Source organism: Actinomadura sp. NTSP31, from assembly GCF_041951385.1.
GTDB lineage: Bacteria > Actinomycetota > Actinomycetes > Streptosporangiales > Streptosporangiaceae > Spirillospora > Spirillospora napierensis.
The window spans coordinates 362,067-386,211 of record NZ_JBGNUT010000004.1 but is presented as its reverse complement, the minus strand read 5'-3'; the positions used below and the strand labels follow the sequence as shown (position 1 = coordinate 386,211).

General features: G+C 74.3%; 23 protein-coding genes. 5 read left to right on the top strand and 18 right to left on the bottom strand.

Features of this window, described 5'->3' with window-relative positions; all coding sequences use genetic code 11:
- Window positions 1-7: 7 nt before the first annotated feature.
- The 5 genes from ACA514_RS09245 to ACA514_RS09225 all read right to left on the bottom strand — a co-directional run bounded on the left by ACA514_RS09245 (window position 8) and on the right by ACA514_RS09225 (window position 2,947).
- A complete protein-coding gene (locus ACA514_RS09245) occupies window positions 8-595 on the bottom strand; it encodes a DUF4142 domain-containing protein (RefSeq protein WP_375040608.1) in 588 nt (195 codons plus the stop codon).
- 198 nt (window positions 596-793) lie between these two features.
- Window positions 794-1,156 carry a fluoride efflux transporter FluC gene (locus tag ACA514_RS09240; RefSeq protein WP_375040607.1) on the bottom strand — a complete coding sequence of 121 codons (363 nt, stop codon included), beginning with the start codon at window positions 1,154-1,156 and terminating at the stop codon, window positions 794-796.
- 70 nt (window positions 1,157-1,226) lie between these two features.
- Window positions 1,227-1,712 carry a fluoride efflux transporter FluC gene (locus tag ACA514_RS09235; protein ID WP_375040606.1) on the bottom strand — a complete coding sequence of 162 codons (486 nt, stop codon included), beginning with the start codon at window positions 1,710-1,712 and terminating at the stop codon, window positions 1,227-1,229.
- Window positions 1,713-1,896: 184 nt separating this feature from the next.
- The gene (locus ACA514_RS09230) at window positions 1,897-2,358 is read right to left on the bottom strand and encodes an SRPBCC family protein (protein WP_375040605.1); all 462 of its coding nucleotides are present in this window, start codon (window positions 2,356-2,358) and stop codon (window positions 1,897-1,899) included.
- A gap of 148 nt (window positions 2,359-2,506) precedes the next feature.
- Entirely contained in the window at window positions 2,507-2,947 is a 441-nt protein-coding gene (locus tag ACA514_RS09225) for a DUF6098 family protein (protein ID WP_375040604.1), read from the bottom strand.
- A gap of 159 nt (window positions 2,948-3,106) precedes the next feature.
- On the opposite strand from ACA514_RS09225, the gene ACA514_RS09220 reads away from it, so the two are divergent.
- On the top strand, window positions 3,107-3,922 hold the full coding sequence (locus tag ACA514_RS09220) for a SigB/SigF/SigG family RNA polymerase sigma factor (RefSeq protein WP_375040603.1): 816 nt from the start codon (window positions 3,107-3,109) through the stop codon (window positions 3,920-3,922).
- A gap of 6 nt (window positions 3,923-3,928) precedes the next feature.
- Here the strand turns inward: ACA514_RS09220 and ACA514_RS09215 are convergent, their stop codons facing one another.
- The gene (locus tag ACA514_RS09215) at window positions 3,929-4,804 is read right to left on the bottom strand and encodes a serine protease (RefSeq protein WP_375040602.1); all 876 of its coding nucleotides are present in this window, start codon (window positions 4,802-4,804) and stop codon (window positions 3,929-3,931) included.
- A 118-nt stretch (window positions 4,805-4,922) separates the two neighbouring features.
- On the opposite strand from ACA514_RS09215, the gene ACA514_RS09210 reads away from it, so the two are divergent.
- Window positions 4,923-5,912: a Gfo/Idh/MocA family protein gene (locus tag ACA514_RS09210; protein ID WP_375040601.1), complete on the top strand. Its 990-nt coding sequence runs from the start codon at window positions 4,923-4,925 to the stop codon at window positions 5,910-5,912.
- Here ACA514_RS09210 and glpK read toward each other — a convergent pair.
- From glpK to ACA514_RS09185, 5 genes are all read right to left on the bottom strand, one after another.
- Window positions 5,888-7,405 (bottom strand): glycerol kinase GlpK, encoded by a 1,518-nt coding sequence (gene glpK, locus ACA514_RS09205; RefSeq protein WP_375040600.1) that lies wholly within the window; start codon window positions 7,403-7,405, stop codon window positions 5,888-5,890. The genes ACA514_RS09210 and glpK overlap by 25 nt on opposite strands.
- 39 nt (window positions 7,406-7,444) lie before the next feature.
- Entirely contained in the window at window positions 7,445-8,293 is an 849-nt protein-coding gene (locus ACA514_RS09200; protein WP_375040599.1) for an MIP/aquaporin family protein, read from the bottom strand.
- A gap of 155 nt (window positions 8,294-8,448) precedes the next feature.
- Entirely contained in the window at window positions 8,449-8,952 is a 504-nt protein-coding gene (locus tag ACA514_RS09195) for a MarR family winged helix-turn-helix transcriptional regulator (protein WP_375040598.1), read from the bottom strand.
- A 58-nt stretch (window positions 8,953-9,010) separates the two neighbouring features.
- Window positions 9,011-10,693, bottom strand: a complete 1,683-nt coding sequence (locus ACA514_RS09190; protein ID WP_375040597.1) for an FUSC family protein — start codon at window positions 10,691-10,693, stop codon at window positions 9,011-9,013.
- Between the two features lie 77 nt (window positions 10,694-10,770).
- On the bottom strand, window positions 10,771-11,211 hold the full coding sequence (locus ACA514_RS09185; protein ID WP_375040596.1) for a nuclear transport factor 2 family protein: 441 nt from the start codon (window positions 11,209-11,211) through the stop codon (window positions 10,771-10,773).
- A 198-nt stretch (window positions 11,212-11,409) separates the two neighbouring features.
- On the opposite strand from ACA514_RS09185, the gene ACA514_RS09180 reads away from it, so the two are divergent.
- The gene (locus ACA514_RS09180) at window positions 11,410-12,255 is read left to right on the top strand and encodes a siderophore-interacting protein (RefSeq protein WP_375040595.1); all 846 of its coding nucleotides are present in this window, start codon (window positions 11,410-11,412) and stop codon (window positions 12,253-12,255) included.
- A gap of 66 nt (window positions 12,256-12,321) precedes the next feature.
- Here the strand turns inward: ACA514_RS09180 and ACA514_RS09175 are convergent, their stop codons facing one another.
- Window positions 12,322-13,680 (bottom strand): ABC1 kinase family protein, encoded by a 1,359-nt coding sequence (locus ACA514_RS09175; protein ID WP_375040594.1) that lies wholly within the window; start codon window positions 13,678-13,680, stop codon window positions 12,322-12,324.
- Between the two features lie 100 nt (window positions 13,681-13,780).
- On the bottom strand, window positions 13,781-14,449 hold the full coding sequence (locus ACA514_RS09170) for a QsdR family transcriptional regulator (protein WP_375040593.1): 669 nt from the start codon (window positions 14,447-14,449) through the stop codon (window positions 13,781-13,783).
- A gap of 124 nt (window positions 14,450-14,573) precedes the next feature.
- Between ACA514_RS09170 and ACA514_RS09165 the strand changes: the two genes are divergently transcribed.
- The gene (locus tag ACA514_RS09165; protein ID WP_375040592.1) at window positions 14,574-15,407 is read left to right on the top strand and encodes a cyanophycinase; all 834 of its coding nucleotides are present in this window, start codon (window positions 14,574-14,576) and stop codon (window positions 15,405-15,407) included.
- A gap of 2 nt (window positions 15,408-15,409) precedes the next feature.
- Window positions 15,410-18,067, top strand: coding sequence for a cyanophycin synthetase (gene cphA / locus ACA514_RS09160; RefSeq protein ID WP_375040591.1), 2,658 nt, complete (start codon window positions 15,410-15,412; stop codon window positions 18,065-18,067).
- A 10-nt stretch (window positions 18,068-18,077) separates the two neighbouring features.
- Here cphA and ACA514_RS09155 read toward each other — a convergent pair whose 3' ends face one another.
- The 5 genes from ACA514_RS09155 to ACA514_RS09135 form a co-directional block, all read right to left on the bottom strand.
- Complete coding sequence (locus ACA514_RS09155; RefSeq protein ID WP_375040590.1) at window positions 18,078-18,884, bottom strand: phosphatase PAP2 family protein; 807 nt, start codon at window positions 18,882-18,884, stop codon at window positions 18,078-18,080.
- Window positions 18,885-18,985: 101 nt separating this feature from the next.
- Window positions 18,986-21,226 (bottom strand): MMPL family transporter, encoded by a 2,241-nt coding sequence (locus ACA514_RS09150; RefSeq protein ID WP_375040589.1) that lies wholly within the window; start codon window positions 21,224-21,226, stop codon window positions 18,986-18,988.
- A gap of 160 nt (window positions 21,227-21,386) precedes the next feature.
- Window positions 21,387-21,980 carry a TetR family transcriptional regulator gene (locus ACA514_RS09145; protein ID WP_375040588.1) on the bottom strand — a complete coding sequence of 198 codons (594 nt, stop codon included), beginning with the start codon at window positions 21,978-21,980 and terminating at the stop codon, window positions 21,387-21,389.
- Between the two features lie 138 nt (window positions 21,981-22,118).
- Window positions 22,119-23,279 carry a 4-hydroxybenzoate 3-monooxygenase gene (locus tag ACA514_RS09140; RefSeq protein WP_375040587.1) on the bottom strand — a complete coding sequence of 387 codons (1,161 nt, stop codon included), beginning with the start codon at window positions 23,277-23,279 and terminating at the stop codon, window positions 22,119-22,121.
- A 65-nt stretch (window positions 23,280-23,344) separates the two neighbouring features.
- Window positions 23,345-24,145 carry an IclR family transcriptional regulator gene (locus tag ACA514_RS09135; RefSeq protein ID WP_375040586.1) on the bottom strand — a complete coding sequence of 267 codons (801 nt, stop codon included), beginning with the start codon at window positions 24,143-24,145 and terminating at the stop codon, window positions 23,345-23,347.

Here is a 24,145-nt window from a genome sequence, read left to right as displayed (position 1 = left end):
GCCGCGCTCAGCCGCCCTGGGCCTTCTGCAGGTTCGCCAGATGCTTCTGCAGGGCCGGCAGCACGCTGGAGGCCAGGTTCTTCACCTCCGGGGACGATCCCTTGGCGATCTCCGTCCGGGTCTTGGCGATCGTCTGCTCGTGCCCGCCGATCATCGCGCTGAGCCAGTCGCGGTCGAACCCGCGTCCTGAGCCCCTCTTCAGGTCGTCCGCCTGCTGGAGCTGGACGTTGGACGGCGCGTTCGGCACCTCCACCCCGAGCCGGGACGCGGTCGCGGTGAGCTTCCCGTCGGCCGCCGTGTGGTCCTGCACGAGCATCGCGCCGAGCGACTTGATCTGGGCGGTCGTCCCCTTCTGCTGGGCGAGCCGGCCGGCGGAGATCTCCGCGAGGTCGGCCTGCCGGGCGTCGCGCAGCCAGGTCCGGTCCTGGTCCGACACCGGCGCGGTGGAGGCGTTCGGCGGCGCGGCGGGGACGGACGCCGGCGACGAGGCCGCGGCCGGCACGGCGTCGTGGCTCGTCCCGCCTCCGCAGCCCGCGGCGGCCGCGGCGACCGCGGCGGCGGCGAGCGGCGCCGCGAGCAGGCTCCTGCGAGTCATCTCGATCCCTCCCATCGGTGGTCCACTGATGCCTGCTACCCGGGGACGGCATTCCCATGTCAGGGGCAGTGAGACACCTGGCGGTTTACCGAATGGGCCGAGGGGGCACAGTTACTTCGCGGCCCACTCGCCGGCCAGGTTCTGCCAGGTCCTTCGGTCAGCGAGCCTGGGCCGCGCCATGGTCGCGGCGGCGGGCGGTTAGCCCGTGAACGCCTGCGCGAGGGCCATGCCGCAGTACGCCGCGCCGAGCCCGCCGGCGATGCTCGCGCCCGCGTTGAGGACCGCGAAGAAGCGGGCCCCGTCCTCGGCCAGCCGCAGCGTCTCGTAGCCGAACGTGGAGTAGGTCGTCAGGGCGCCGCAGAAGCCCGTCCCGGCGAAGGCCATCGGTCCCCCGGTCGCGGGCAGCGCCGCCAGGAAGCCCAGCAGCGCCGACCCCGCCACGTTGACGGTGAACGTCCCCCACGGGAACACCGAGTCGTGGCGCGCCTGGACGGCCCGGTCGGTGAGGTAGCGCAGCGGCGCGCCCAGCGCCGCCCCCAGCGCGATCAGCAGGACGGTCACGCCTCCTCGCACCCGCGCAGCACGCTCTCGCCGGCGGAGCCGGTCGGCCGCGGCGCCGTGCCCTGGACCCTCATGAGCGCTCCTTCCGGCGCGCGCGGACGGCGAGGCGGGTCAGCCGGACGCCCGCGAACACCGCGGCGAGCGCGGCCACGAGCGTCCCCCCGAGGTAGGACAGTCCCACGCCCGGCGCCCCGGCGGACACGGCCTTCTGGAAGTCGACGACGTGCGTGGAGAACGTGGTGTAGCCGCCCAGCACCCCGACGCCGAGGAACGGCCGGACGAGCCGGTGCGCCCGCCAGACCTCGGTGATCAGCACCATCAGCGCGCCGATCGCCAGGCAGCCGGACACGTTGACGCAGAACACCGGCCAGGGGAACTCCCCCGGGCGGTACGGCAGCGCCTCGGTGAACCCGTACCGGGCGAGGGCCCCGAGGACCCCGCCCGCCGCGATCGACGCGAGCGTCGCCCAGGGCGCCCGGCGCAGCTCGTACCGCTGGAGCGGAACGCTGAGATCGACGTCGGGATCGACGGGACGGCCTGTCACGGCGTCGGGCACGGCACACTCCCACCAGCGGGAACACAGGTCACCGGTAGGGACCGTCGGCGGCGCGCACCGCGGTTCTCCCCCGTCGCGGGGACGGCGGGCCCCACCGCCGTCGCGCCTCTCCCCCGAGAGCGCGGCGTCCAGTGTACCGATCACGCCAAGCGGCCCCGGCCAGGCCCCGGCGTTCCGTGCCCGGTCAGGGCCCGGGACGGTCGACCTTGCCGCGCCACCCGCCCGTCTGCACGCCGCGCGCCTCGATGAACGCCTTGAAGCGCTGCAGGTCGCCCTTGACCCGGTGGTTGAGCATGCCGATCCTGTCGCCGGCCTTCTCCGCGAACCCCTCGGGGGCGAACTCCATCTGCGCGGTGACGCGGGTGGTGTCGTCGTCCAGGCGGTGGAACGTCACCACCCCGGCGTGCGCCGGGCCCTCCAGCGACGTCCACGCGACGCGCTCGTCGGGCAGCTGCTCGGTGATCCGCGCGTCGAATTCGCGCACGGCCCCGGCGACCCGGACGGTCCAGTGCAGCGTGGCGTCGTCCAGCTGGCGGACCTCCTCGACGCCCTCCATGAACCGCGGGAACTCCTCGAACTGCGTCCACTGGTCGTAGGCGACGCGGATCGGGACGGTGACGTTGACCGACTCGGTGATCGTGCTCACGGGGCTCCCCTTCATCCGTCACCCGCCCGCTACCCGCGTCGCCGCCCTCTACACGGGCGACCTCCGCGCAGGCGCGTCCGCACGGGCGCGTCCGCACGGGCGCGTCCGCACGGGCGCGTCCGCACGGGCGCGTCCGCACGGGCGCCCGTCAGGGGTGCTCGCGGTCCAGCGGCCCCCAGACGCCGCGCCTCTCGCGTTCGATGACGCCGGTGGCCTCGTCGAGGACCTGCTTGCCGACGAGGGCGACCGGCGCCACGCGGGCGACCAGGGGCTCGTTGTCGGGGCCGCGGCCGACCTCCTCGCCCTCCAGCACCCACGGCCGGACGCCCTCGGCGCGCGCCCGCTTCAGGTGGGAGTAGTCGTGCAGCCGGCGGGCCACCCACAGGACGGTGGACCGGTCGCCCCACCAGGGCTCGACGGCGAGCGGGTTCGCCGACAGCCCCGGCAGTTCGGCGCCCGTCAGCCCGTCCGTGCTGTTGGGGGCGGACAGGTCGGCCTCGGGCCCGGCCGACCAGCGGACGAACAACCGGGGCCGTGCTTCCAGCAGTTCGGCGAGCCGGTCCAGGGTGGTGATCTCCTCGAGCGCCATGCGCCCCCTGTTCCCCGCTCTCCGCACTCGATTCCCCCTCGGCCTGCGCGGACGCCGGTCCCCGGTGTGAGGGGCGGATCGCCGGGTAAGGAGGTCGCAGCCGAAGCGATCAGCGCCTCCGACTCTCGCCGGCCCCGACAGCGAAGGAGGGCGACCCCCATGACGTCGGCGCGTCCGTCCGGCTCCGCCCCACCTGACGACCGGTCTCCCCGGTTCGGGGACGGTCAGGCGGAGCTGCTGCTGGCCGAGATGAACCGGCTGGCGGACGACGACCCGCGGCGCGAGGCGCTGCGGGCGCGGATCGTGGAGATGCACGTCCCGCTCGTGCGGGGCATCGCGCGCCGGTACGCCAACCGGGGGGAACCGCTGGACGACCTGCAGCAGGTCGCCTACCTGGGGCTGGTCAAGGCCATCAACCGGTTCGACCCCGAGGTGGGCGACCGGTTCGTCACCTACGCCTACCCGGTGGTGACGGGCGAGGTGAAGCGGCACTTCCGGGACAAGACGTGGGGCGTGCGGGTGTCGCGGCGCATCCAGGAGCTCCGCCCGGTGCTGCAGAGCACCGTCCAGGAGTTCACCCGCGCGCACGGCCGCTCCCCCACGACGCGCGAGATCGCCGCGCTCCTGGAGATCACCGAGGAGGAGACGGTCGAGGTCATCGTCGCCTGCGACGCCTACCGGCCGCTGTCGCTGGAGGCCCCGGCGGACGGCGGCGCCGGCGGCGACGCGGCGACGGTCGGCGAGCGGCTCGGCTCCGACGACCCCGCCCTGCAGAACCTCATCGACGGCAACGCGCTCCGGCCGCTGATCGACGAGCTGCCCGAGCGGGAGCGCACGATCCTGCTGCTGCGCTTCTTCGGCAACAAGACGCAGACGCAGATCGCCGAGCAGGTCGGGCTGTCGCAGATGCACGTGTCCCGGCTGCTGCGCGCGACGCTCGAGCGGCTGCGCGGCGGCCTGCTCGCGGAGGGCTGACGCGGGTCAGGGCCGCGGCAGGGCGCAGGACCTGCTCAGCACCACGTCGCCGCCCTTGCCGAGGCAGCGGGCGAGCAGGTAGGTCTGCTGGGCGTAGTGGGTGCCGTGCCGCACGGTCACGTTCCCCTTCCGGTCGACCTCGCACGGGTTGTTCAGCGTGCAGCGCTCACCGTCGTCGTTGCCGGTGTTGTTGACGGCGACCACCTGGCGCGTCCTGGCGTCGACGACCGGGGAGCCGGACGTGCCGTGGACCGTCTTGCACTGCGGCGCGTACCGGATGGAGTCCTTCCAGGTCCATCCGGCCTCCCGGAGCCGGTGGACGGTCCCGTCGATCTTGCAGCCGTAGACCGCCTTCCAGTAGCCCGACACGACCCGGATCTCGGTGCCGTCGTGCGGCCTGGCGGTCGACAGCGGCAGCGCCGGGGCGCCGTACCGCTTGCGGATGGCGGCGTAGCTCTCGTCCAGCCGGTACACGGTCACGTCGGTGTCGGTCATGGTGGAGTACTCGACGCGGGTCGCCTTCAGCGTGCCGAGCGCCGTGCGGCCCGTCCGGTCGAGGAGCGTGAACGTCCGGGCGGACGGCCGGTCGACGACGACCTGCCCCGGCTCGGGCATCCCGCCCTCCAGGCAGTGGCCGTTGGTCAGGACCAGGGCCCGGTCGGAGTCGCGCGACCGCGGCCCCCGCACGAGGGAGCCCGAGCAGTTGCTGAGCGCGACGATCCCGGTGAAGTCGACCTCGCCGCGGCCGGCCGGCCCGGACGTCCGCGCCGGCTCCGGCCGCACCGCCTCCGGCCGCACGGCGGCGGCCCCCGGGGCGGCCGGCACGGCCGCGCCGGCGACGGCGATCGTCGCGGCGGCGGCTCCGGTGAGTCGTCGGTTCATGGGGTTCCTCTCGGGCGGGCCGGCACGGACGGTGACCGGCCGGTGACGGCGCTGTCCCGGCGGATGCTAGATCATCTCGGCGGCGCGGTGAAGGACCGCCACCCCGTACGATCGGCCCATGACCGACTCACCGCTGCGCTGGGGGATCCTGGGCACGGGCGGTATCGCCGCCGTGTTCACCGAGGACGTGCTGCGCCTGCCCGACCACGAGGTCGTCGCCGTGGGCTCGCGCTCGCACGGCACCGCCGCCGCGTTCGCCGAGCGGTACGGCGTCCCCCGGGCGCACGGCTCCTACGCCGAGCTCGCCGACGACGACGGCGTCGACGTGGTGTACGTCGCCACACCGCACCCCATGCACTACGAGCCGGCGCGGCGGTGCCTGGAGGCGGGCCGGGCCGTGCTGGTGGAGAAGCCGTTCACCACCGGCGCCGCCGACGCCGAGAAGCTGGCGGCGCTCGCCCGCGAGCGCGGCCTGTTCGCCATGGAGGCCATGTGGACGCGGTTCAGCCCGCTCAGCCGGCGGCTGCGCGACCTGGTCTCCGAGGGCGCCATCGGTGACGTGACGGCCGTGTACGCCGACTTCTCCATCGCGGCGGCGTTCGAGGCCGAGCACCGGCTGTGGTCCCCCGAGCTGGGCGGCGGCGCGCTGCTCGACCTCGGCTGCTACCCGCTGTCGTTCACCTGGCCGCTGCTCGGCGCGCCCGCGTCCGTGCAGGCCACCGCGGCGCCCGCGCCGACCGGGGTGGACGCCAACACCGGTGTCCTGCTCGGCTACGCCTCGGGCGCGGTGGCGCTGCTGCACTGCGGCCTGATGGGCGACTCGCCGCACGCCGCGACCGTCGTCGGGACGCGGGGCCGCATCGACGTCGCGTCCCCGTTCTACCGTCCCGCGTCGATGACGGTCGTGCGGGCCGGTGGCGACCCCGAGGTCCTCACCGCGGACATCGAGGGGCACGGGTACACCTACCAGGCGCAGGAGGTGGCGCGCTGCCTGCGCGCCGGCCTCACCGAATCGCCGCTGATGCCGCTGGACGAGACCGTCGCGATCCTGCGGACGATCGACGAGATCCGCGCCCAGTTCACTCAGTCGACGTCCACCCAGCCGTAGGTGCGCTCGACCGCCTTCTTCCAGCCGGCGTAGCCCTTCTCGCGCTGCTCGTCGCCCCAGGTGGGCAGCCAGCGCTTGTCCTCGTTCCAGTTCCGGCGCAGCTCGTCGGTGGTGTCCCAGAACCCGACGGCGAGGCCGGCGGCGTAGGCGGCGCCGAGCGCGGTGGTCTCGGCGACCACCGGGCGCGACACCGGCACGCCGAGGATGTCGGCCTGCATCTGCATGCACAGCTCGTTCGCCGTCACGCCGCCGTCGACCTTCAGCACGTCCAGTGAGACGCCGGAGTCCTCGCGCATGGCCTCGACGACGTCCCGGGACTGGTAGCAGATGGATTCGAGGGTGGCGCGGGCCAGGTGGGCGTTGGTGTTGAAGCGCGACAGCCCGACGATGGCGCCGCGCGCGTCCGACCGCCAGTACGGCGCGAACAGGCCCGAAAACGCGGGGACGAAGTACACGCCGCCGTTGTCCTCGACCTGCCGGGCCAGGTTCTCGCTCTGGGCGGCGCCGGAGATGATGCCGAGCTGGTCGCGCAGCCACTGCACCGCCGACCCGGTCACCGCGATCGAGCCCTCCAGCGCGTACACCGTCGGGTGGTCGCCGAACTTGTAGCAGACGGTCGTGAGCATTCCCGCCTTGGAGCGGACGAGTTCCTCACCGGTGTTGAGCAACAGGAAGTTGCCGGTGCCGTAGGTGTTCTTGGCCTCGCCGGGCGCGAAGCACACCTGGCCGACGGTGGCGGCCTGCTGGTCGCCGAGGATGCCGGTCAGCGGCACCTCGCCGCCGAGCGGGCCGTTCGCCCGCGTCACGCCGTACGGGTCGGGCGCCGACGACGGCCTGATCTCCGGGAGCATCGAGCGCGGGATGCCGAAGAACGACAGCAGCTCGTCGTCCCAGTCCAGGGTCTCCAGGTCCATCAGCATGGTCCGGCTGGCGTTGGTGACGTCGGTGACGTGCACGCCCCCGTCCGTCCCGCCCGTCAGGTTCCACAGCACCCAGGTGTCCATGTTGCCGAAGACGGCGTCGCCCTTCTCCGCCGCCTCCCGCACCCCGTCGACGTTCTCCAGGATCCACTGGACCTTGCCGGCGGAGAAGTACGTGGCAGGCGGAAGGCCGGCGCGGTGCCGGATCGTCTTGCCCCGGCCGTCGCGTTCCAGCGCCGAGGCGATGCGGTCGGTGCGGGTGTCCTGCCAGACGATCGCGTTGTAGTACGGGCGCCCGGTGCGGCGGTTCCACACCAGCGTCGTCTCCCGCTGGTTGGTGATCCCGAACGCCGCCAGGTCGTCGTGGTGCAGGTTCGCCTTGTTCAGCGTCGTCTGGACGACCGCGCGGGTGCGTTCCCAGATCTCGGTGGGGTTGTGCTCGACCCAGCCGGCCCGCGGCAGGATCTGCTCGTGCTCGAGCTGGTGGCGGGCGATCTCGTTGCCGCCGTGATCGAAGATCATGAACCGGGTGCTGGTGGTGCCCTGGTCGAGCGCTCCGACGAAGTCGGCCATGCGGGCTCTGCCTTTCTGCGCGGGGACGGGAAGCGCCCGTCACTCAACGTCGTACTCGGGCCTCGGCTTGACGCCCCCGGGGCCCTCCTCCGGGATGTGCCGGCCGATGAACAGCAGGTACAGGCCGGCGCCCAGCACGCCGCCGATCAGCGGCCCGGCGATCGGCACCCAGAAGTACAGCTGTCCGTACTGGTCCCGCCAGGCGCCGTGGTAGCCGGTGACGAACTGCGCCAGGCGCGGCCCGAAGTCGCGTGCGGGGTTGATCGCGTACCCGGCGTCCGCCCCGAACGCCATCCCGATCGCGACCACGACCAGGCCGATGATGAGCGGCGCCATGTTGGCCAGCGGCGGCGAGTTGCGCAGGTCGGTGAGCGCGAGGATCAGGAACAGCAGGATCGCCGTGCCGATGACCTGGTCGCGGAACGCGCCCCAGGTGTGGATCGGCAGCGAGCCGTTGCCGGGCATGGTGGAGAACACGAACTGGCTCTTGGCGGTGTGCCCCGGGTCGAACTTGTGCAGGATCTCGCTGTAGTCCCAGCGGACGATCAGCGCCGCGACGAACGCGCCGAGGAACTGGGCGAAGATGAACGGGATCACCTTGCGCCAGGCGAAGCCCTTGAAGACGGCCAGCGCGACGGTCACCGCCGGGTTCAGGTGCCCGCCGCTGAGCCGCGCCGACACGTAGACGCCGAGCGTGACCGCGATGCCCCAGGCCCACGCGATGGCGTCGTGGCCGCCGAGGCTCTGCGGATCCCCGAGGCCGCTGCCCGCGACGGCCTGGGCGACGACGCCGACGCCGAACAGGATGAGGATGAGCGTCCCGGCGAACTCCGCGGACATCTCGACGACGATCTCCGGGAGCCTCCGGCCTGTCGGGGGCGCGGTCATCTCTCCTCCTCCGGGTGTGACGCACGGTACAGAAATGATCACTGTCCGCGTTCCTTCCCCGGCGGGCGGCCGCTACACGGACCGGGGCCGGTCGGCGTCCGGAAGGGCCTCCGCGAGCCACCGGGACGGCCGGTTCCGCGGGCCGAAGCGGTGCGCTATCCGATCAGCCCGCCGAGCCTTCCCTCCAGGACGACGAGCAGCTCGGCGAGCGCGCCCGCCAGCTCCTCGCGCCGCTGCTCCGGCAGCCCCGACAGCAGCGCGGACTCGTAGCCGACCTGCTCCGGCATGATCCGGTCGATGAGCGCCCGCCCGTCCCCGGTGAGCGCCAGGTGCTGGACGCGCCGGTCCCGCTCGTCGGGGCGGCGCTCGACCAGGCCGCGCTCCTGGAGCCGGCGGACCCGCTTGGTCACCGCGGCGCCGGAGGAGAACGTCTCGCGGGCGAGCCGGGTCGGGGTGACGCCGGGCCCGAGCCGGCGCAGCGCGGTCAGCACGTCGAACTCCGCCCGGACGAGGCCCTCGCGGCTCAGCGGGCCCTCCTCGGCCTGCTGCAGCAGCGCGGCGCAGCGGGTGATCCGCCCGATCACCGCCAGCGGGGCGGTGTCCAGCCCGGGGTGGACGGCCCGCCACTGCCGGATCACCTCGGCGACCACGTCCTCCACGCCCGGCTCCCCCTCGGCGCTGTCACATCTGCGTCCCGTCCGGGTGATCGTACGCCCGTCACGCCGCGCGGCACGCGGGGGCGCGTGCGGGGGCGCGTGCGGGCGCGAGGGCGGCGAGCGCCCGGTGCCCCTCGCGTTCGGCCCGCTCGACCCGCTCCTCGGGCAGCGCGCCCTGCCACCATTCGCCGGACGCGACGTCGACCGCGTCGCGCAGTTCCACCAGCGCGGACGTGAGACGCTCGCGCGCCCTCGCAAGCTGCGGCGGGTCCGCGGCGGCGGCGCCGAGCGTGCGGGCGGCGGCCGTCGCGGCGTCCAACCGGTCGAGCGCGGCGCCGATCCGGCCGGAGGCGCGGCGGTTGGGGACGAGCGCGCAGCTCAGCAGCCCGGCGGCCACGCCCACGCAGGTGTCCAGCCAGCGCTCGCCCGCCAGCCGCCCGGCGGGCTGGAGACCGGCCATCTCGACCATGAGCAGCGCCATCGGCGTCACGAACACGCTACCGAGCCAGTAGTTGCGGGCCATGGTCGCCTCGGTGCAGAACTGCAGCGCCATCACGGCGGCGACCAGCGCGAAACCGCCCGCGCGCGTCGTCGGGAGCAGGACGGTGAACAGCGCGAGACCGGCCAGGTTGCCGACGGCGCGCTGGAGGCCGCGGCGCCAGCTGAGCGTGATGTTGGCCTGGAAGATGGCGGCGGCGGTCACGACCGCCCAGTAGGGGCGGCCCACGCCGAGCGCCGCCGACGCCCAGCCGGCCAGCGCGGCGCCGACGGCGACGCGCGCGCCGATGGGCAGCAGCGGCGACCCGGGCCGCAGCGCCTCCAGCACGCCGCGGACCCCGCGCGGCGCGGCGGCGCGCTCGGCGGCGATCCCCGCGAGCTCGTCGTCCTCCCCGGGTCGGGCGGGCGGCCTGGGCACGGGCCGGTTGCGGCGCAGGTCCGCGGCCCAGCCGGCGAGCCGGCCGGGGTCGTCCGGGGCCCCGGCGACGACCGTCCCGGCGTGCGCGACGAGGCGTTCGAGGGCGCGGCGGTTCGCGGCGCGGGCCGGGGTCCGCGCACCGGCCCGCAGGAGCGCGTGCCAGGCGGCGTTGATCGCGGCGGCCGCGTCGTGGCGGGCCCGCGCCGCGCCGCCGGGCCCGGCGGCGGCGAGCCGGGCCGCGGCCTCCAGGGCGCGGGCCGCCGCCGTCCGCTCCGGGCCGTCCGGGCGGACGAGGCTGGGCGCCATGGCCACCAGCCAGGCGACCGCGCCGCCGGCCAGACCGAGGGCCAGGTGGAACGGGACGTCGGCGAGCCGCTGGTGCGGGACGAACAGGCAGCTCGCCGCGACGAAGGTGAGGATGAGGCCGCCGGGCGGGCCGGTGCGCGCCGCGTCGCAGAGGGTCTTGTGCGCGGCGGCGAGCAGCGCGCCGACCGCGACGCGGATCGCGGTGGAGTCGGTCGTCGCCGCCGTGACCAGCGCGATGCCCACGCTCGCGAGCATGCCGAGCACCACCCACGCCATGAAGCGGGCGCGGGAGGCGTAGGGCTCGCCGTGCGAGTAGATCGCGCACAGCGCCCCGGCGGAGGTGTAGAGCACGAGGTCGAGCCGGCCGAGCGCCAGCAGGACCAGCGCGGGGACGGCGAACGCGATGGGCGCGCTCAGCGCCGCCTTGTGCCAGATGTCGGCGGCCCTCCCGATCGTCAGGACGCCGCGCAGCGGAAGCGGCCGGATCCGGACGGCCGCCGCGCCGATGCTCTTCTCGCTCACCCCTAAAGCTTAACAAGTAATTTACTCGTGAAATATATGGCGGGCGTGTGGCCCCTGCCACGCCCTGCTCGGCGCCCCTAGCCCTTCAGCCAGGGATAACGGTCCGTGTCGCCGCTCGCGTAGTCCGGATCCAGGTAGATGAAGACCCGCTGGATCTTCCAGTCGCGGATCTCGAAGACGTCGCACCACCGGCCGGCGCCCCACTCGGGCACGCCCGCCCGCCAGGGCCCGTCCCGGTGCTCGCCGTGGCTGGTCCCCTCGACCACCAGCGTGTCCCCGCCGGAGAAGACCCAGTTGAACGTGGCGTAGTGGTGCTCGATGGACCTGATCGTCGCGCCGACGTCGCCGAACATCCGCCCGATCGCGTCCTTGCCGGTCGCCAGCCCCCACTTCGGGAAGTAGACCTGCGCGTCGTCGGCGAACAGGTCCAGCAGCGGGGAGCCGTCCGAGGTCACGCCGCCGTTGTCGAATCCCTTGAGGTACTCCAGCGCGACCGACTTGCGCTGCTCGTCCGTCATCGTCTGCCTGCTGACCGCCAACCGCCTCACCCGTCCCGTGCGCAGAGGGAGCCGCCCCGCAGACCGTACCCCGGCGCGGGTTCCGCCGTTAGCCCCGAGACCCGTGCCGCAGGCCCCGGGCGGGTCTCGCGGAACAATCCTGACGCGTCAGAGGTTAGGGTTACCTTATTAGCACTGATCGACTCAGCGGAGGTCCGCATGGCAACGGAACCGGTACGCAAGGGGCGCAAGCTCAACCGGGGGACGGTGCTGCGCACCGAGCGCCTCACCCCGCACATGATCCGCGTGGTGCTCGGCGGCGAGAGCCTCCGCGGGTTCGGCGCCGGCGCGTTCACCGACCACTACGTGAAGCTGCTGTTCCCGCGTCCGGACGTGGCCTACCCCGAGCCCTTCGACATGGAGACGGTCCGCGCCGAGCTGCCGCGCGACCAGTGGCCGAGCGTCCGGACCTACACCGTGCGGGCGTGGGATCCCGAGGCCGTCGAGCTGACCATCGACTTCGTCCACCACGGCGACAAGGGCATCGCCGGGCCGTGGGCGGCGAGCGCGCGGCCGGGTGAGGAGATCTTCTTCAACGGCCCCGGCGGCGCCTACGCGCCCCGCGCCGAGGCGGGCTGGCACCTGCTGGCCGGCGACGAGAGCGCCCTGCCCGCGATCGCCGCCTCCCTCGAGCGGATCCCCGAGGGGGCGCCCGCCCGGGTGTTCATCGAGGTGGCCGGGCCCGCGGAGGAGCAGGACCTGCGCGCTCCGGCCGGCACCGAGATCGTCTGGCTGCACCGCGACGGCCGGCAGGTCGGCGAGCTGCTGGTCGAGGCCGTCCAGAAGCTCGACTTCCCCGACGGCGAGGTGCACGCGTTCGTGCACGGCGAGGCCGGCTTCGTCAAGACGCTCCGCCGCCACCTGCGGGTCGACCGCGGCCTGCCGCTGGAGCAGCTGTCGATCTCCGGCTACTGGCGCCGCGGCCGCGACGAGGACGGCTGGCAGTCCAGCAAGCGCGACTGGAACCGCGAGGTCGAGGAGGAAGAGGCCAAGGCCCTCTCCTGACCGGCGGCCTCCGCCCGCCGGGCGGGTCGGCCGCTCGCCGGGCGGGTCAGTCGCTCGCCGGGCGGGTCAGGCGGTGACCGCGGTCTCGTCGCCGAGGTCGGGGCCGTCGCCGTCGGCGAAGCCGGGGAGCCAGCGCTCGGCCTCGGCGCGGTAGTCGCCCTCCGCCTCCAGCTGGCAGAGCACGCCGCCGCCGCCGGCGAGGGCGCGGCTGACCGCGAGGTACTGCGGCGGCAGCCGGAACTGGCGGGCGAGCGCGCCCGGCCGCATGTCGGCGGCGAGGCCGAGGCCGCGGGACGTCTGCTCGCGCATCCATTCGCGGGTGTAGCGGAACCGGCCGACGGCGAACGGGGCGGCATGCGGGGTGACCAGCGCGGCCACCTCCTCGGGGTCGACCTCCGCGTCCGGCGCGAGGAAGCCCTCCTCCCACAGCGCGTCGACGATCTCGTCCGGGTCGCCGAGCGTGCCGATGCGCAGCAGCCGCCCGATCGACCACTGCAGCTCGTCCGGGACGTGGGCGGCGCCGCCGAAGTCCATGACGCCGAGTCGGCCGTCGGCCAGCAGCCGGAAGTTGCCCGGGTGCGGGTCGATGTGGATCATCTCGCAGCGGGACGGGCCGGACAGCAGGAAGCGGAACAGCAGCAGTCCGGCGCGGTCGCGCTCCTGCTGGCTCCCCTCGGTGATCACCTTGGCGAGCGGGGTGCCCTCCAGCCACTCGGTGACCAGGACGTTCCCCGACTGCGCGACGACCGCCGGGACGACGAAGTCGGGATCGCCGGCGTAGGCGTCGTGGAAGGCGGTCTGGGCGCGGGCCTCGTCGACGTAGTCGAGCTCCTTCTGCAGCCGCCGCTTGAGGTCGGCGACCACCGGCTTGACCTCGATACCGGGGAACAGCGGCGTGATGACGCGGCTGAGCCGGGAGATCTGGTTGAAGTCGCTCATCAGAGCCTGGGCGGCGCCCGGGTACTGGACCTTGACGGCGACGGCCCGCCCGTCGTGCCAGACGGCCCTGTGCACCTGGCCGATGGACGCGGCGGCGGCCGGCCGGTCGTCGAACTCGGCGAACCGGTCCCGCCAGTCCGCGCCGAGCCCTTCGGCGAGGACCTTGTGCGTGGTCGCGGCGGGCATCGGCGGCGCGGCCTCCTGGAGCCGGGTGAGGCTCGCGCGGAACGGGCCGGCGACCTCCTCCGGCAGCCCGGCCTCGAAGATCGACAGCAGCTGCCCGACCTTCATCGCGCCGCCCTTGAGCTCGCCGAGCACCGAGAACAGCTGCTCGGCGGTCCGGCGCTGCACCTCGAGCGCGACGGCCTCGGCGGGCCGGCCGATGGTGCGCTTGCCGAACCCGAGGGCGGTGCGCCCGGCGAAGCCGAGCGGCAGCGCGGCCAGCTTCGCGGTCCGCGTCACCGCGCGGCGGGGTATGTCACTCACGGCCCGACCGTCCCTCGTTCGACAGCGCGTCCAATGATCTCCAGCCTCTCATGGCGGACTTATGCCACGAAATAGTCATTCCCGCTAAAAACATCAGCGCTCAGACGGGCTCGGAGATTCCCTCGCCGTCGCGCGGCCGGCGGCCCGGGCCGGCGGGCGCGTCGTGCCGGCAGGGCCGCAGCAGCAGCTCCACGACCTCGAGCGCCTGCTCGATCTCCGGCCGGTTCCCGCCGAGGTAGTGCGCGTACATGAACGAGTCGGCGATGCGGACGACGGCCTGGGCGAGCGTCCGGGTCGGCAGCGGCACCGCCAGCGCGCCGCGGTCGGTCTCCCGCTGCAGCTCCCGGGTCAGCAGCTCGGTCGCGCGGTCCTCGATGGTGCCCGGCATCGTGGCGAGCCGGATGAACAGCCGGGGCTCGCGCTCGGTGAACGCCTGGAGCGGCGCGGCGTCCACCACCGCCCGCATGAAGCGCTCCAGCACCGCGAGGATCCGCTCCGGCCCGGTGCCGCGCACCCCGCGCGCGGCGACCCGGTAGGTGCGCTCGGTCATCTCCGCCAGCACGGTGCCGAGCAGCTGCTCCCGGCTGCCGACCCAGCGGTAGAGGGTGGCGCGGCCGACGCCCAGCTCGGCGGCGAGCGCGGACATGTCGATCGGCTCGCCCCGCAGGTAGTGCGCGGACGCCGCGGCGAGCGCGGCGGCGGGTCCGGCCGGGCGCCGCGCGGGCCCCGGGGCGGGACGGCCGTTCGGGGGGACAGAGCTGCCGCTCATCCGCCCAGCATGACACAGCCGCCGGGATGCTCCAGCGGACGCCGGGAAGCGGTGCGAGACCCCGGGGCGGCCACGTGTCGCGATCGCGAGACTACCCGGAGTGATCAAGGGTAGTCGGATAGGTGTGAGGGATAAGAGCGGGGACGCCGGACGCAAGGGCCGGCTGCTGATCATAGGCGGGGCGGAGAACCGGACCTGCGGGTCCGGGCCCCTGGAGACGTTCGTCGAGCTGGCCGGCGCCGAGGACGCGCGGATCGTGGTGGTGACGACTGCGACCGAGGTTCCCGAGGAGGTCGCCGAGGAGTACACCGCCGTGTTCGGGCGGCTCGGCGTGCCGTCGGTGCGGGAGCTGCGGCTGCTCGGCCGCGCCGCCGCCGACGGCGCCGCGACGCTGCGCGCGCTCGACTCGGCGACCGGCGTGCTGTTCAGCGGCGGCGACCAGTCGCGGATCCGGACCCTGGTCGGGTCGCGGACCAACGAGCTGCTCAAGCGCCGGCTGCGGGAGGAGGGCCTGGTGATCGCCGGGACGAGCGCCGGAGCGACCGCGATGGGCCATTGGATGATCCTGGGCGGTCACGGCCACGAGGTCGCCGCGTCCAGCGTGAAGGTAGGGCCGGGCCTCGCGCTGCTGGACAACGTGCTGATCGACATGCATTTCAACGAGCGGGGGCGGCTGCCGAGGCTGCTCAGCGGCATCGCGCTGGACACCCGGCTGCTCGGCGTGGGGATAGACGAGGACACCGCGATCGTGGTGGGCGACGGGCAGTTCACGGTGGTCGGCACCGGGGTCGTCACCGTCGTCGACGCGGGCCAGGCGACGGTCGCCTACGCGGCCTCCGACGACGAGCCGATGGCGATGCTCGACGTCTCCCTGCACCTGCTGCCCGCCGGGTGCTCGTTCCAGATGAACGACCGGCTGCCGGCGATCGGCACGATGCGCGGGCCCGGGGAGGACTAGCCGTGCGGCTCGACCATGTGCGCCGCATCGGCGGCCCGAACGTCTATCTGAACCGTCCCGTCGCCGTCGCGCGGCTCGACCTGCAGGGCCTGACCGGCCACGAGACCACCGACCATCCCGGCTTCGCCGAGCGGCTGGTGGCGGCGCTGCCGGGGCTGCGCGCGCACCACTGCTCGGCCGGCCGGCCGGGCGGGCTGCTGGACGCGATGGCCCGCGGCACCTATTTCGGCCACGTCACCGAGCACGTGACGCTGGAGCTGTCCGGCCTGATCGGCCGGGAGGTGTACTTCGGCCGGACGGTCCGCGCGGGCGGCCCCGGCGACTACGAGGTGATCCTGGAGTGCCCGCGCGACGAGCCGTCCGGCACGGCCGTGGTGGAGAAGCTGATCGAGCTGGCGGTGCGGACGGTGACCGCGGCGCTCGCCGGGTCGGTCCCCGATCCGGCGCCGGATCTGGCCCCGATCGCCGCCGAGTACGAGGCCGGCCGGCTCGGGGTGAGCACGGCCGCGCTGGCCCGCGCGGCCCGCGCGCGCGACGTGCCGGTCCGCCGCGTCGGCGGCCTGAACCTGCTGCGGCTCGGGTACGGGCGGCACCGCCGGATGGTGTGGGCGGCGATGACCGACGGCACGTCCGCGATCGGGATGGAGATCGCGGCGGACAAGCGGCTGGCGCACCGGGTGCTGGCGGACGCGGGCGTCCCGGTGCCGGAGGGCCGGGTGGCGGCCTCGCCCGCCGAGGCGCTGGCGGCGCTGCGGGAGATCGGCGCGCCGGTGGTGGTCAAGCCGCTGTCGGGGCACCAGGGCGAGGGCGTGCACATCGAGCTGTCGGAGCCGCCGGAGGTGGTGGCGGCGTTCGCGTCGGCGACGGGAGGGGAGGGCCGGTCCGGTGACGGCGGCGTCCTCGTCGAGTCCTACATCCCGGGGCGGGACTACCGGGTGCTGGTGGTCGGCGGGCGCGTGGTGGCGGCGGCGGAGCTGACCGCCGCGCGGATCACCGGCGACGGGACGTCCACGGTCGCGGAGCTGGTCGAGCGGGTCAACGCCGACCCGGCGCGCGGCGAGGGCCACGACCGGCCGCTGACCCGGCTGGCGCTCGGCGCGACCGAGCTGGCGCTGCTGGCCCGGCAGGGCCACGGCCCGGACGCGGTGCCCGCCGACGGCGAGACCGTGTGGCTGCGCCGCAACGCGAACCTGTCCACCGGCGGCACCAGCCGGGACGTGACCGGCGACGTGCACCCCGAGGTCGCCGCGATGTGCGTGCGCGCCGCCGGGACCGTCGGGATGGACGTGTGCGGCCTCGACCTGCGGCTGCCCGACATCGGCTCGCCGCTGCCCGCCGAGCGCGGCGCCGCCGCGATCCTGGAGGTCAACGCCGCGCCGGGGCTGCGGATGCACCTCGCCCCGCACGAGGGCGAGGGCCGGGACGTGGCGGGCGACATCATCGACCTGATGTACCCGCCGGGGACGCCGTCGCGGGTCCCGGTCGTGTCGGTGACCGGCACCAACGGCAAGACCACCGTCGTGCGGATGATCGCGCACATGCTGGAGCTGGGCGGCGTGCGCACCGGCATGACCAGCACCGAGGGCGTGTACATAGGCGGCCGGCTGGTCCACCGGTCGGACGCGTCCGGCCCGCGCTCGGCGGAGATCGTGCTGGGCGACCGGTCGGTGGAGGCGGCGGTGCTGGAGACGGCGCGCGGCGGGATCGTCCGGCGCGGTCTCGGCTACGACCGCGCCGACGTCGCGGTCGTCACCAACGTCACCCGCGACCACCTCGGCATGGACGGCACCGAGTCGGTGGACGACCTGGTCGACATCAAGGCGCTCGTCGCCGAGGAGATCCACCGCGGCGGCCACCTGGTCCTCAACGCCGAGAACGCGCCGGCCGCCGGCCTGGCCGACCGGCCCGCGGTGCGGCGCCGCGACCCGCGGCTGTGCTACTTCGCGATGTCGGCGGACGCGCCGGTGCTCGCCCGGCATCTGCGCGACGGCGGCACCGGCTACTGCGTCGAGCACGGCTGGCTGACCGAGGCGCGCGGCGGTCGCCGCACGCGGGTGCTGCCGGTGGAGGAGATCGCGGGCGCGTACGGCGGGCGCGCCGGGCACGTGGTCGCGAACGCGCTGGCGGCGCTGGCCGCGGCCCGCGCGCTGGGCGTCTCCGTCGACGTCGCCGCCGAGGCGCTGCGCACCTTCGAGCCGCACACGCGCAACCCGGGGCGCGGCTGCGTGTACCGGGTCGGCGACAACCCGGTGCTGGTCGACTACGCGCACAACCCGGCGGCGGTCACCGCGGTCGGCGCGTTCGTGCGGGCGCGCTGGGGCGAGGGCGGCGTGGCCGCCGCGACGCTGCCCGGCGACCGGTCCGACGAGCTCGTCGCCGAGACCGCCCGGGCGCTGGCGGGGGCGTTCGGCCGCGTCGTCGTCTACGAGGACGAGGACCTGCGCGGCCGCCGCTCGGGCGAGATGACCCGGCTGATCGTCCAGGGGCTGCGGGAGGGCCGGCCGGGCGTGCTGCACCATCCGGCGGGCGACCTGAAGGGGGCGCTGACCTCGGCGCTGGACATGGCCGGGCCGGGCGAGCCGGTGCTGCTGCTGTACGAGAAGCTGCAGCCGGTCGTCGAGCTGCTCGACACGCTCGGCGCCGAGCCGGCGGCGCCCTGACCCGCGCCGGCTAGGGCGCGCCCGGTTCCGCGCGGGTCCCGCCGGGGGTCCGGGCGGGCACGGGGGGCCGCAGCAGCAGGACGGCGACGGCCAGCAGCGCCAGCACGACTATCCCGTCCATCCAGTAGTGGTTGGCGGTGCTGACGACGACGGCGATGGTGAGGACGGGGTGCAGCAGCCACAGCCATCGCCACCGCGTCCGGCAGGTGAGGACGAGCCCGATCGCGATGATCGCGGCCCAGCCGATGTGCAGCGACGGCATCGCCGCGTACTGGTTCGCCATCGTGTCGTGCTGCGGCGACCCGTACACCGAGGGGCCGAAGCGGGTGGCGGTGTCGATCAGGCCGGTGGCGGGGAGCATCCGCGGCGGCGCCAGCGGGACGAGCAGGTGTAGCGCGAGGGCCCCGGCCGTCAGCGCTACCAGTACCCGGCGGATCCACCGGTAGTGCCCGGGCCTGCGCAGGTAGATCCAGAGCAGGAACAGCGCCATCGCCGGGAAGTGGACGTAGGCGTAGTAGCAGTTGGCCACGTGCACCAGGAACTGGCTGTGCAGCAGCTCGTGCTGGACGTGCAGCTCGCTCGGCAGGTCGAGGGCCCGCTCGATGTCCCAGATCCGGTGCGCGTTGCCGAACGCCTCGCCCACCCGGTCGTTGGCCAGCAGCCGGCCGAGCTTGTAGACGGTGAACAGCACCGCGATCAGCACGAGCTCGCGGACGGCGCCGGGCCGCCCGCCCGGCCTCCCCCTCTCCGGCCGCCCCGGTCTGCGCAGCCGCGCGAACGGCGAGACCGGCCGGGACGGCTGTTCGAGGAGGCTCATGTTGCTGTCCTTTGGCGGGCGGGTCCGCCGCGCTCGGGCGAGCGGGCGGCTGCGGGAACGGCCCGGGCCGTCCCCGCGCGGAGGACGGCCCGGGCCCTGGATCAGGTCACGGCCGGGTCGAGCTCGCGCTCGCCCTCGCCGGGGCGCGGCGCGCCGCCGGCGCCGTCGCCGCGGCCGTCGCCCTGTCCGTCACGGAGCAGATGCCGAAGCCTCTCACCTTCGACGTCCACATTGGGCAGGACGCGCGCGAGCCATCCCGGCAGCCACCAGGCGGCGCGGCCGAGCAGGGCCATGACGGCCGGGACGATCGTCATCCGGACGACGAAGGCGTCGAAGGCGACGCCGGCCGCCAGCGCGAAGCCCATCATCTTGATCATCGACTCGGAGGAGGACAGGAACCCGGCGAACACCGCGATCATGATCACCGCGGCGGCGGTGACGACGCGGGCGCCGTGCCGGAACCCGGTGACCACGGCCTCGCCGGGGGCGGCGCCGTGCACGTGCTCCTCGCGCATCCGGGTGACCAGGAAGACCTGGTAGTCCATGGCCAGCCCGAACACCACGCCGATCATGAAGATCGGCATCATGCTCATGATCGGGCCCGTCGTGTCGACGCCGAACAGCCCCGACAGCCAGCCCCACTGGAACACCGCGACGACGGCGCCGAAGGTGGCCGCGACGGTGAGCAGGAAGCCGAGCGTGGCCTTCAGCGGGACCAGCAGCGACCGGAACACCAGCATCAGCAGGATGAACGCGAGGCCGACGACGAGCCCGAGGTAGGGCGCGAGGGCCCCGCTGAGCTTGGCCGACACGTCGATCGCCATCGCGGTCTGCCCGGTCACCATGGCGCTCGCGCCGGTCTCCGCCTTCAGCACGCCGCCCTTGTCGCGGATCGCCGAGACCAGGTCCTCGGTCTGCGCCGTGCTCGGGCCGCTCTTCGGGACGACGGTCAGCACCGCGGTGTCCCCCGCCGGGTTCGCCTGCGGCTGCGACACGGCGGCGACGTCCGGCAGCGCCTTGATCTCGCCGGCGAACCGCTGCCCGGCGGCCTGCGCCTCGCCGCCGTCCACGACGACCATGAGCGGGCCGTTGAAGCCGGGGCCGAAGCCCTTGTCGAGCAGGTCGTAGGCCTTGCGCTGCGTGGTGGCGGGCGAGGCGACCTCGTCGCCGGGCATGCCGAGCCGCAGGTCCAGCGCCGGCAGCGCGATCACGCCCATGCCGACGATGGCGAGCAGCAGCACCGGCAGCGGGCGGCGGACGATGAACCGGGCCCACCGCTCGCCGAAGCCCGCCCGGCCGCGCCGGGAGGCGCCGCCGCGCAGGAACGGGATCCAGCCGCCGAGCACCTTGCGGCCGGCGAAGCCGAGCAGCGCGGGCAGCAGGCTGAGCGCGATGAGGACGGCCACGACCACGGCGAACGCGGCGGCGAGCCCCATCTCGGTGAGCATCGGGATGTCCACGACGGCGAGGCCCGCCAGCGCGATGACGACGGTCAGGCCGGCGAACACCACCGCCGATCCGGCGGTCCCGACGGCGCGTCCCGCGGCCTCCTCGCCGGTGCGTCCCTCCCGCAGCTCGTGCCGGTACCGGGAGACGATGAACAGCGCGTAGTCGATCGCGACGGCGAGCCCGAGCATCAGCGCGAGCGTCGAGGTCATCGAGCTCATCTCGAACAGCCCGGTCGCCGCGGTGATCCCGGCCATCGCGATGCCGACGCCGAGGATGGCGTTCAGCAGCGGCAGCCCGGCGGCGATCAGCGACCCGAACGTGATGATCAGGACGACCGCGGCGATCGCGACGCCGATCACCTCGGTGGCGCTCTGCTCGGGCATCGCCTCGGTGGCGTCGCCGCCCATCTCCACCTGGAGCCCGGCGTCGCGGCCCGGCTGGGCGGCCGCGGTCAGCGCGTCGCGCGCCGCGTCGGTGATGTCGATCGCCGACACCTTGTAGGTGACCTGCGTGTAGGCGATCCGGCCGTCCTGCGAGACGGCCTTGGCCTGGTACGGGTCGACGACGGAGGCGACCTGCGGCGCGGTCTTCAGCCTGGCGACGACCTTCTCGACGCCCGCCTTGCCGGCCGGGTCGGTCACGGTCCTGCCGTCGGGCGCGGCGAACACGACGCGGGCGGTCGCGCCGTCCGCCGACGCCTGCGGCATCCGGTCCTTGAGCAGGTCGATCGCCTGCTGCGACTCGGTCCCGGGGATCGAGAAGTCGTTGGAGGTCGGCCCCTTGAGGGTGGCGGCGCCGACGCCGAAGAGCACGAGCAGCCCCACCCAGAGCAGTGCGACCAGCCGACGCCGCCGGAAGGAGAACCGGCCGAGCCGGTAGAGGAAGGTGGCCAAGAGAGCGTCCCATCGGTAACGGGGCGTGCGGACGTGGCCCCACGGCGGCCGGCCGTCGGGCTGTCACTTCGGTCAAGGGGTGGTGGGGGGTGGTGGCCGCCGTGTCGGGGCCCCCGCGCCGCCTGGCGGCGTCCCGGCGCGGGGGTCGGGAGCGCCCGGCCTAGGGGCCCGGCAGCCCGGCGCTCAGCTGGGCGAACGCCGAGTCGATCAGTTCGGGGAGCTCGGCCCCGGTCCGCCCGTCCACCCACAGGTCGAGGGCGGTGCGCATGGCGACGCCCGCCGCCCCGGCCAGCAGGTGCGGGTACAGGTCGCGGCCGGCGTGGGTGCCGGTGCGCGCGGCGACGACCTCGGCGATCTGCCGCTGCATCTCGCCGAGGCCGCACAGCTGCTTGCCGACGAGCGCCGGGTTCTGCTTGACCACGCGCAGCAGCGCGATGGTCTCGTCCCGGGTGTCGGTCGGCAGCAGGGCCTCCCGGACGACCTCGCGCAGCGCGTCCCAGATCGGCTCGGCCGCCGGGCGGGCGCGCAGGGCGTCGATCACGGCCTGCGCGCCGTCGGTGAACGGCGCGACGATCGCCTCTTCCTTGCCCGGGAAGTAGTTGTGGAACGTGCGCGGGGAGACCCCGGCCGCGTCGGCGACCGCCTCGATCGTGACGCCCTCGACGCCGCGTTCGACGGCGAGGCGGGCGGCGGCGCGGCTGAGCGCCTGGCGCGTCGCGACCTTCTTGCGCTCGCGCAGGCTCGTCTCGGTCATGCCCTCACGGTAAACCGAACTTGCGTGTCCGGCAAAATTTCAGGCACTGCCAGCTTGCGTGATGTGCATCTCATCGGCAGGGGGAACACATCCGGGCCGCGCGCCGTTCACCGCCGCACGCGCCCGTCCGCAGGAGGTCTAACCGAGCGGGAGGCCGGTGTAGTTCTCGGCCAGCGACGTCTTGGCGGCTTCCGACGAGGCGACGTAGTCCAGGTGCGAGCGCTGGAGCCGCAGCTCGAAGTCGTCGGCGGCCGGATCCACGTGCAGCAGCGTGGTCATCCAGTAGGAGAAGTGCTCGGCCCGCCACACCCGCCGCAGGCACGTCGCGGAATACGCGTCCAGCAGGGTGCCCGAGCCCGTCGCGTACCGCTCGGTCAGGGCCCTGGCCAGCACGATCACGTCGGACACCGCCAGGTTCAGGCCCTTGGCGCCGGTCGGCGGGACGATGTGGGCCGCGTCGCCGGCGAGGAACAGCCGGTCGTGCCGCATCGGCTCGGCCACGAAGCTGCGCATCGGCGTGATCGACTTGTCGGTGATCGGGCCCTCGTGCAGCTTCCACCCGTCGTCGGTGGCGAACCGGGCCGCGAGCTCGTCCCAGATCCGCGCGTCGGACCAGTCCGCGATGTCCTCGTCCGGGGACACCTGCAGGTAGAGCCGGCTGACCTCCGGGGACCGCAGGCTGTGCAGCGCGAACCCGCGGTCGTGGTGGGCGTAGATCAGCTCCTCGGTGGACGGCGGCACGTCGGCGAGGATGCCGAGCCAGGCGAACGGGTACTCGCGGGAGAACGTCCGCAGCCCCGGCACCGCCGGGCGGCTGACGCCGTGGAACCCGTCACAGCCCGCGATGTAGTCGCACTCCAGGGTGTGCGTCGCGCCGCCGCCGTCCCGGAACGTGACGCTGGGCGCCGACGCGTCGATGCCCACCACCTCGGTCTCGAACCGCACGTCGCCGCCGTCCGCCAGGCGCTTGGCGACCAGGTCCTTGACGATCTCCGTCTGCGCGTAGACCGTCACCGTCCGGCCCGACAGGTCGGTCAGCGGGATCCGGTGCCCCGCACCGCCGAACCGCAGTTCGAGACCGTGGTGGACGAGGCCCTCGCGGTCGAGCCGCTCCCCCGCCCCGCTCTCGCGGAGCACGTCCGTGGTGCCCTGCTCGAGCATCCCGGCGCGCTGCCGCCGCTCCACGTAGCCGCGGTCGCGGCTCTCCAGGACCACCGAATCGATCCCCTGCAGGTGCAGCAGATGCGACAGCAGCAGCCCGGCCGGGCCACCGCCGATGATCGCGACCTGGGTACGCATCGAGCCTCCTCGTCATCCGTTCTCGGGGTGTCCCCCCTGCGATGCTGGCGCGCGTACCCGCAGGTTCAGGCGCCGGTCTTCCGCTCGGTGGAAAACGTCTCCGGGTGTCCGCGCCAGTGCTGGGCGACGTCGCGCGACAGCGCCCGCGCCGCCGTCGTCAGCGGCGGCAGCAGCCGCCGCAGGTCGGCGCTGCGGGTGCGGGCGACCAGCGACAGCGCCGCCACCACCTCGCCCGTCCCGTCGCGGACGGGGGCGCCGACCGACGAGGCGCCGAGCGTCATCTCGTCGCGGGTCAGCGCGTACCCCGAGCGGCGGACCTGCTCCAGGCAGCGCCGCATCTCGCCGGTGTCGGTGATCGTGCGGGCCGCGTGCCGCACCAGGCCGGCGGCGAGCACGCGGTCCCGGTACTCCGGCGGCGCGAACGCCAGCAGCACCTTCCCGACACCCGTGGTGTGCAGCGGCAGCGTCGCGCCGACCTGCGTCACGACCGGCACCGAGCGCGTCCCCCGCAGCCGCTCGACGACCAGGACGCGGTCCTCGCGCAGCACGGCGAGCTGCACGTTGTCGTGCGTCGCCTCGTACAGGTCCTCCATGTGCGGCAGCGCCAGCTCCCGCAGCCCGGTGACGGCCGGGGCCTGGCTGCCGATCCGCCACAGCCGGGTGCCGATGCGGTACGTCCCGTCCGGCACCCGCTCCAGGAAGCCGCCACCGACCAGCTCCCCGACCAGCCGGTGGCCGGTGGCGAGCGGCAGCCCGGCGCGGCGGCAGACCTCGCTGAGGTTCAGGCGCACGTCGCCCTGGGCGAAGGCGTTCAGGATGGCCATCACCTTGCCCGCCACGCTCACCGGGCGCGCGCGCTCCGCCAT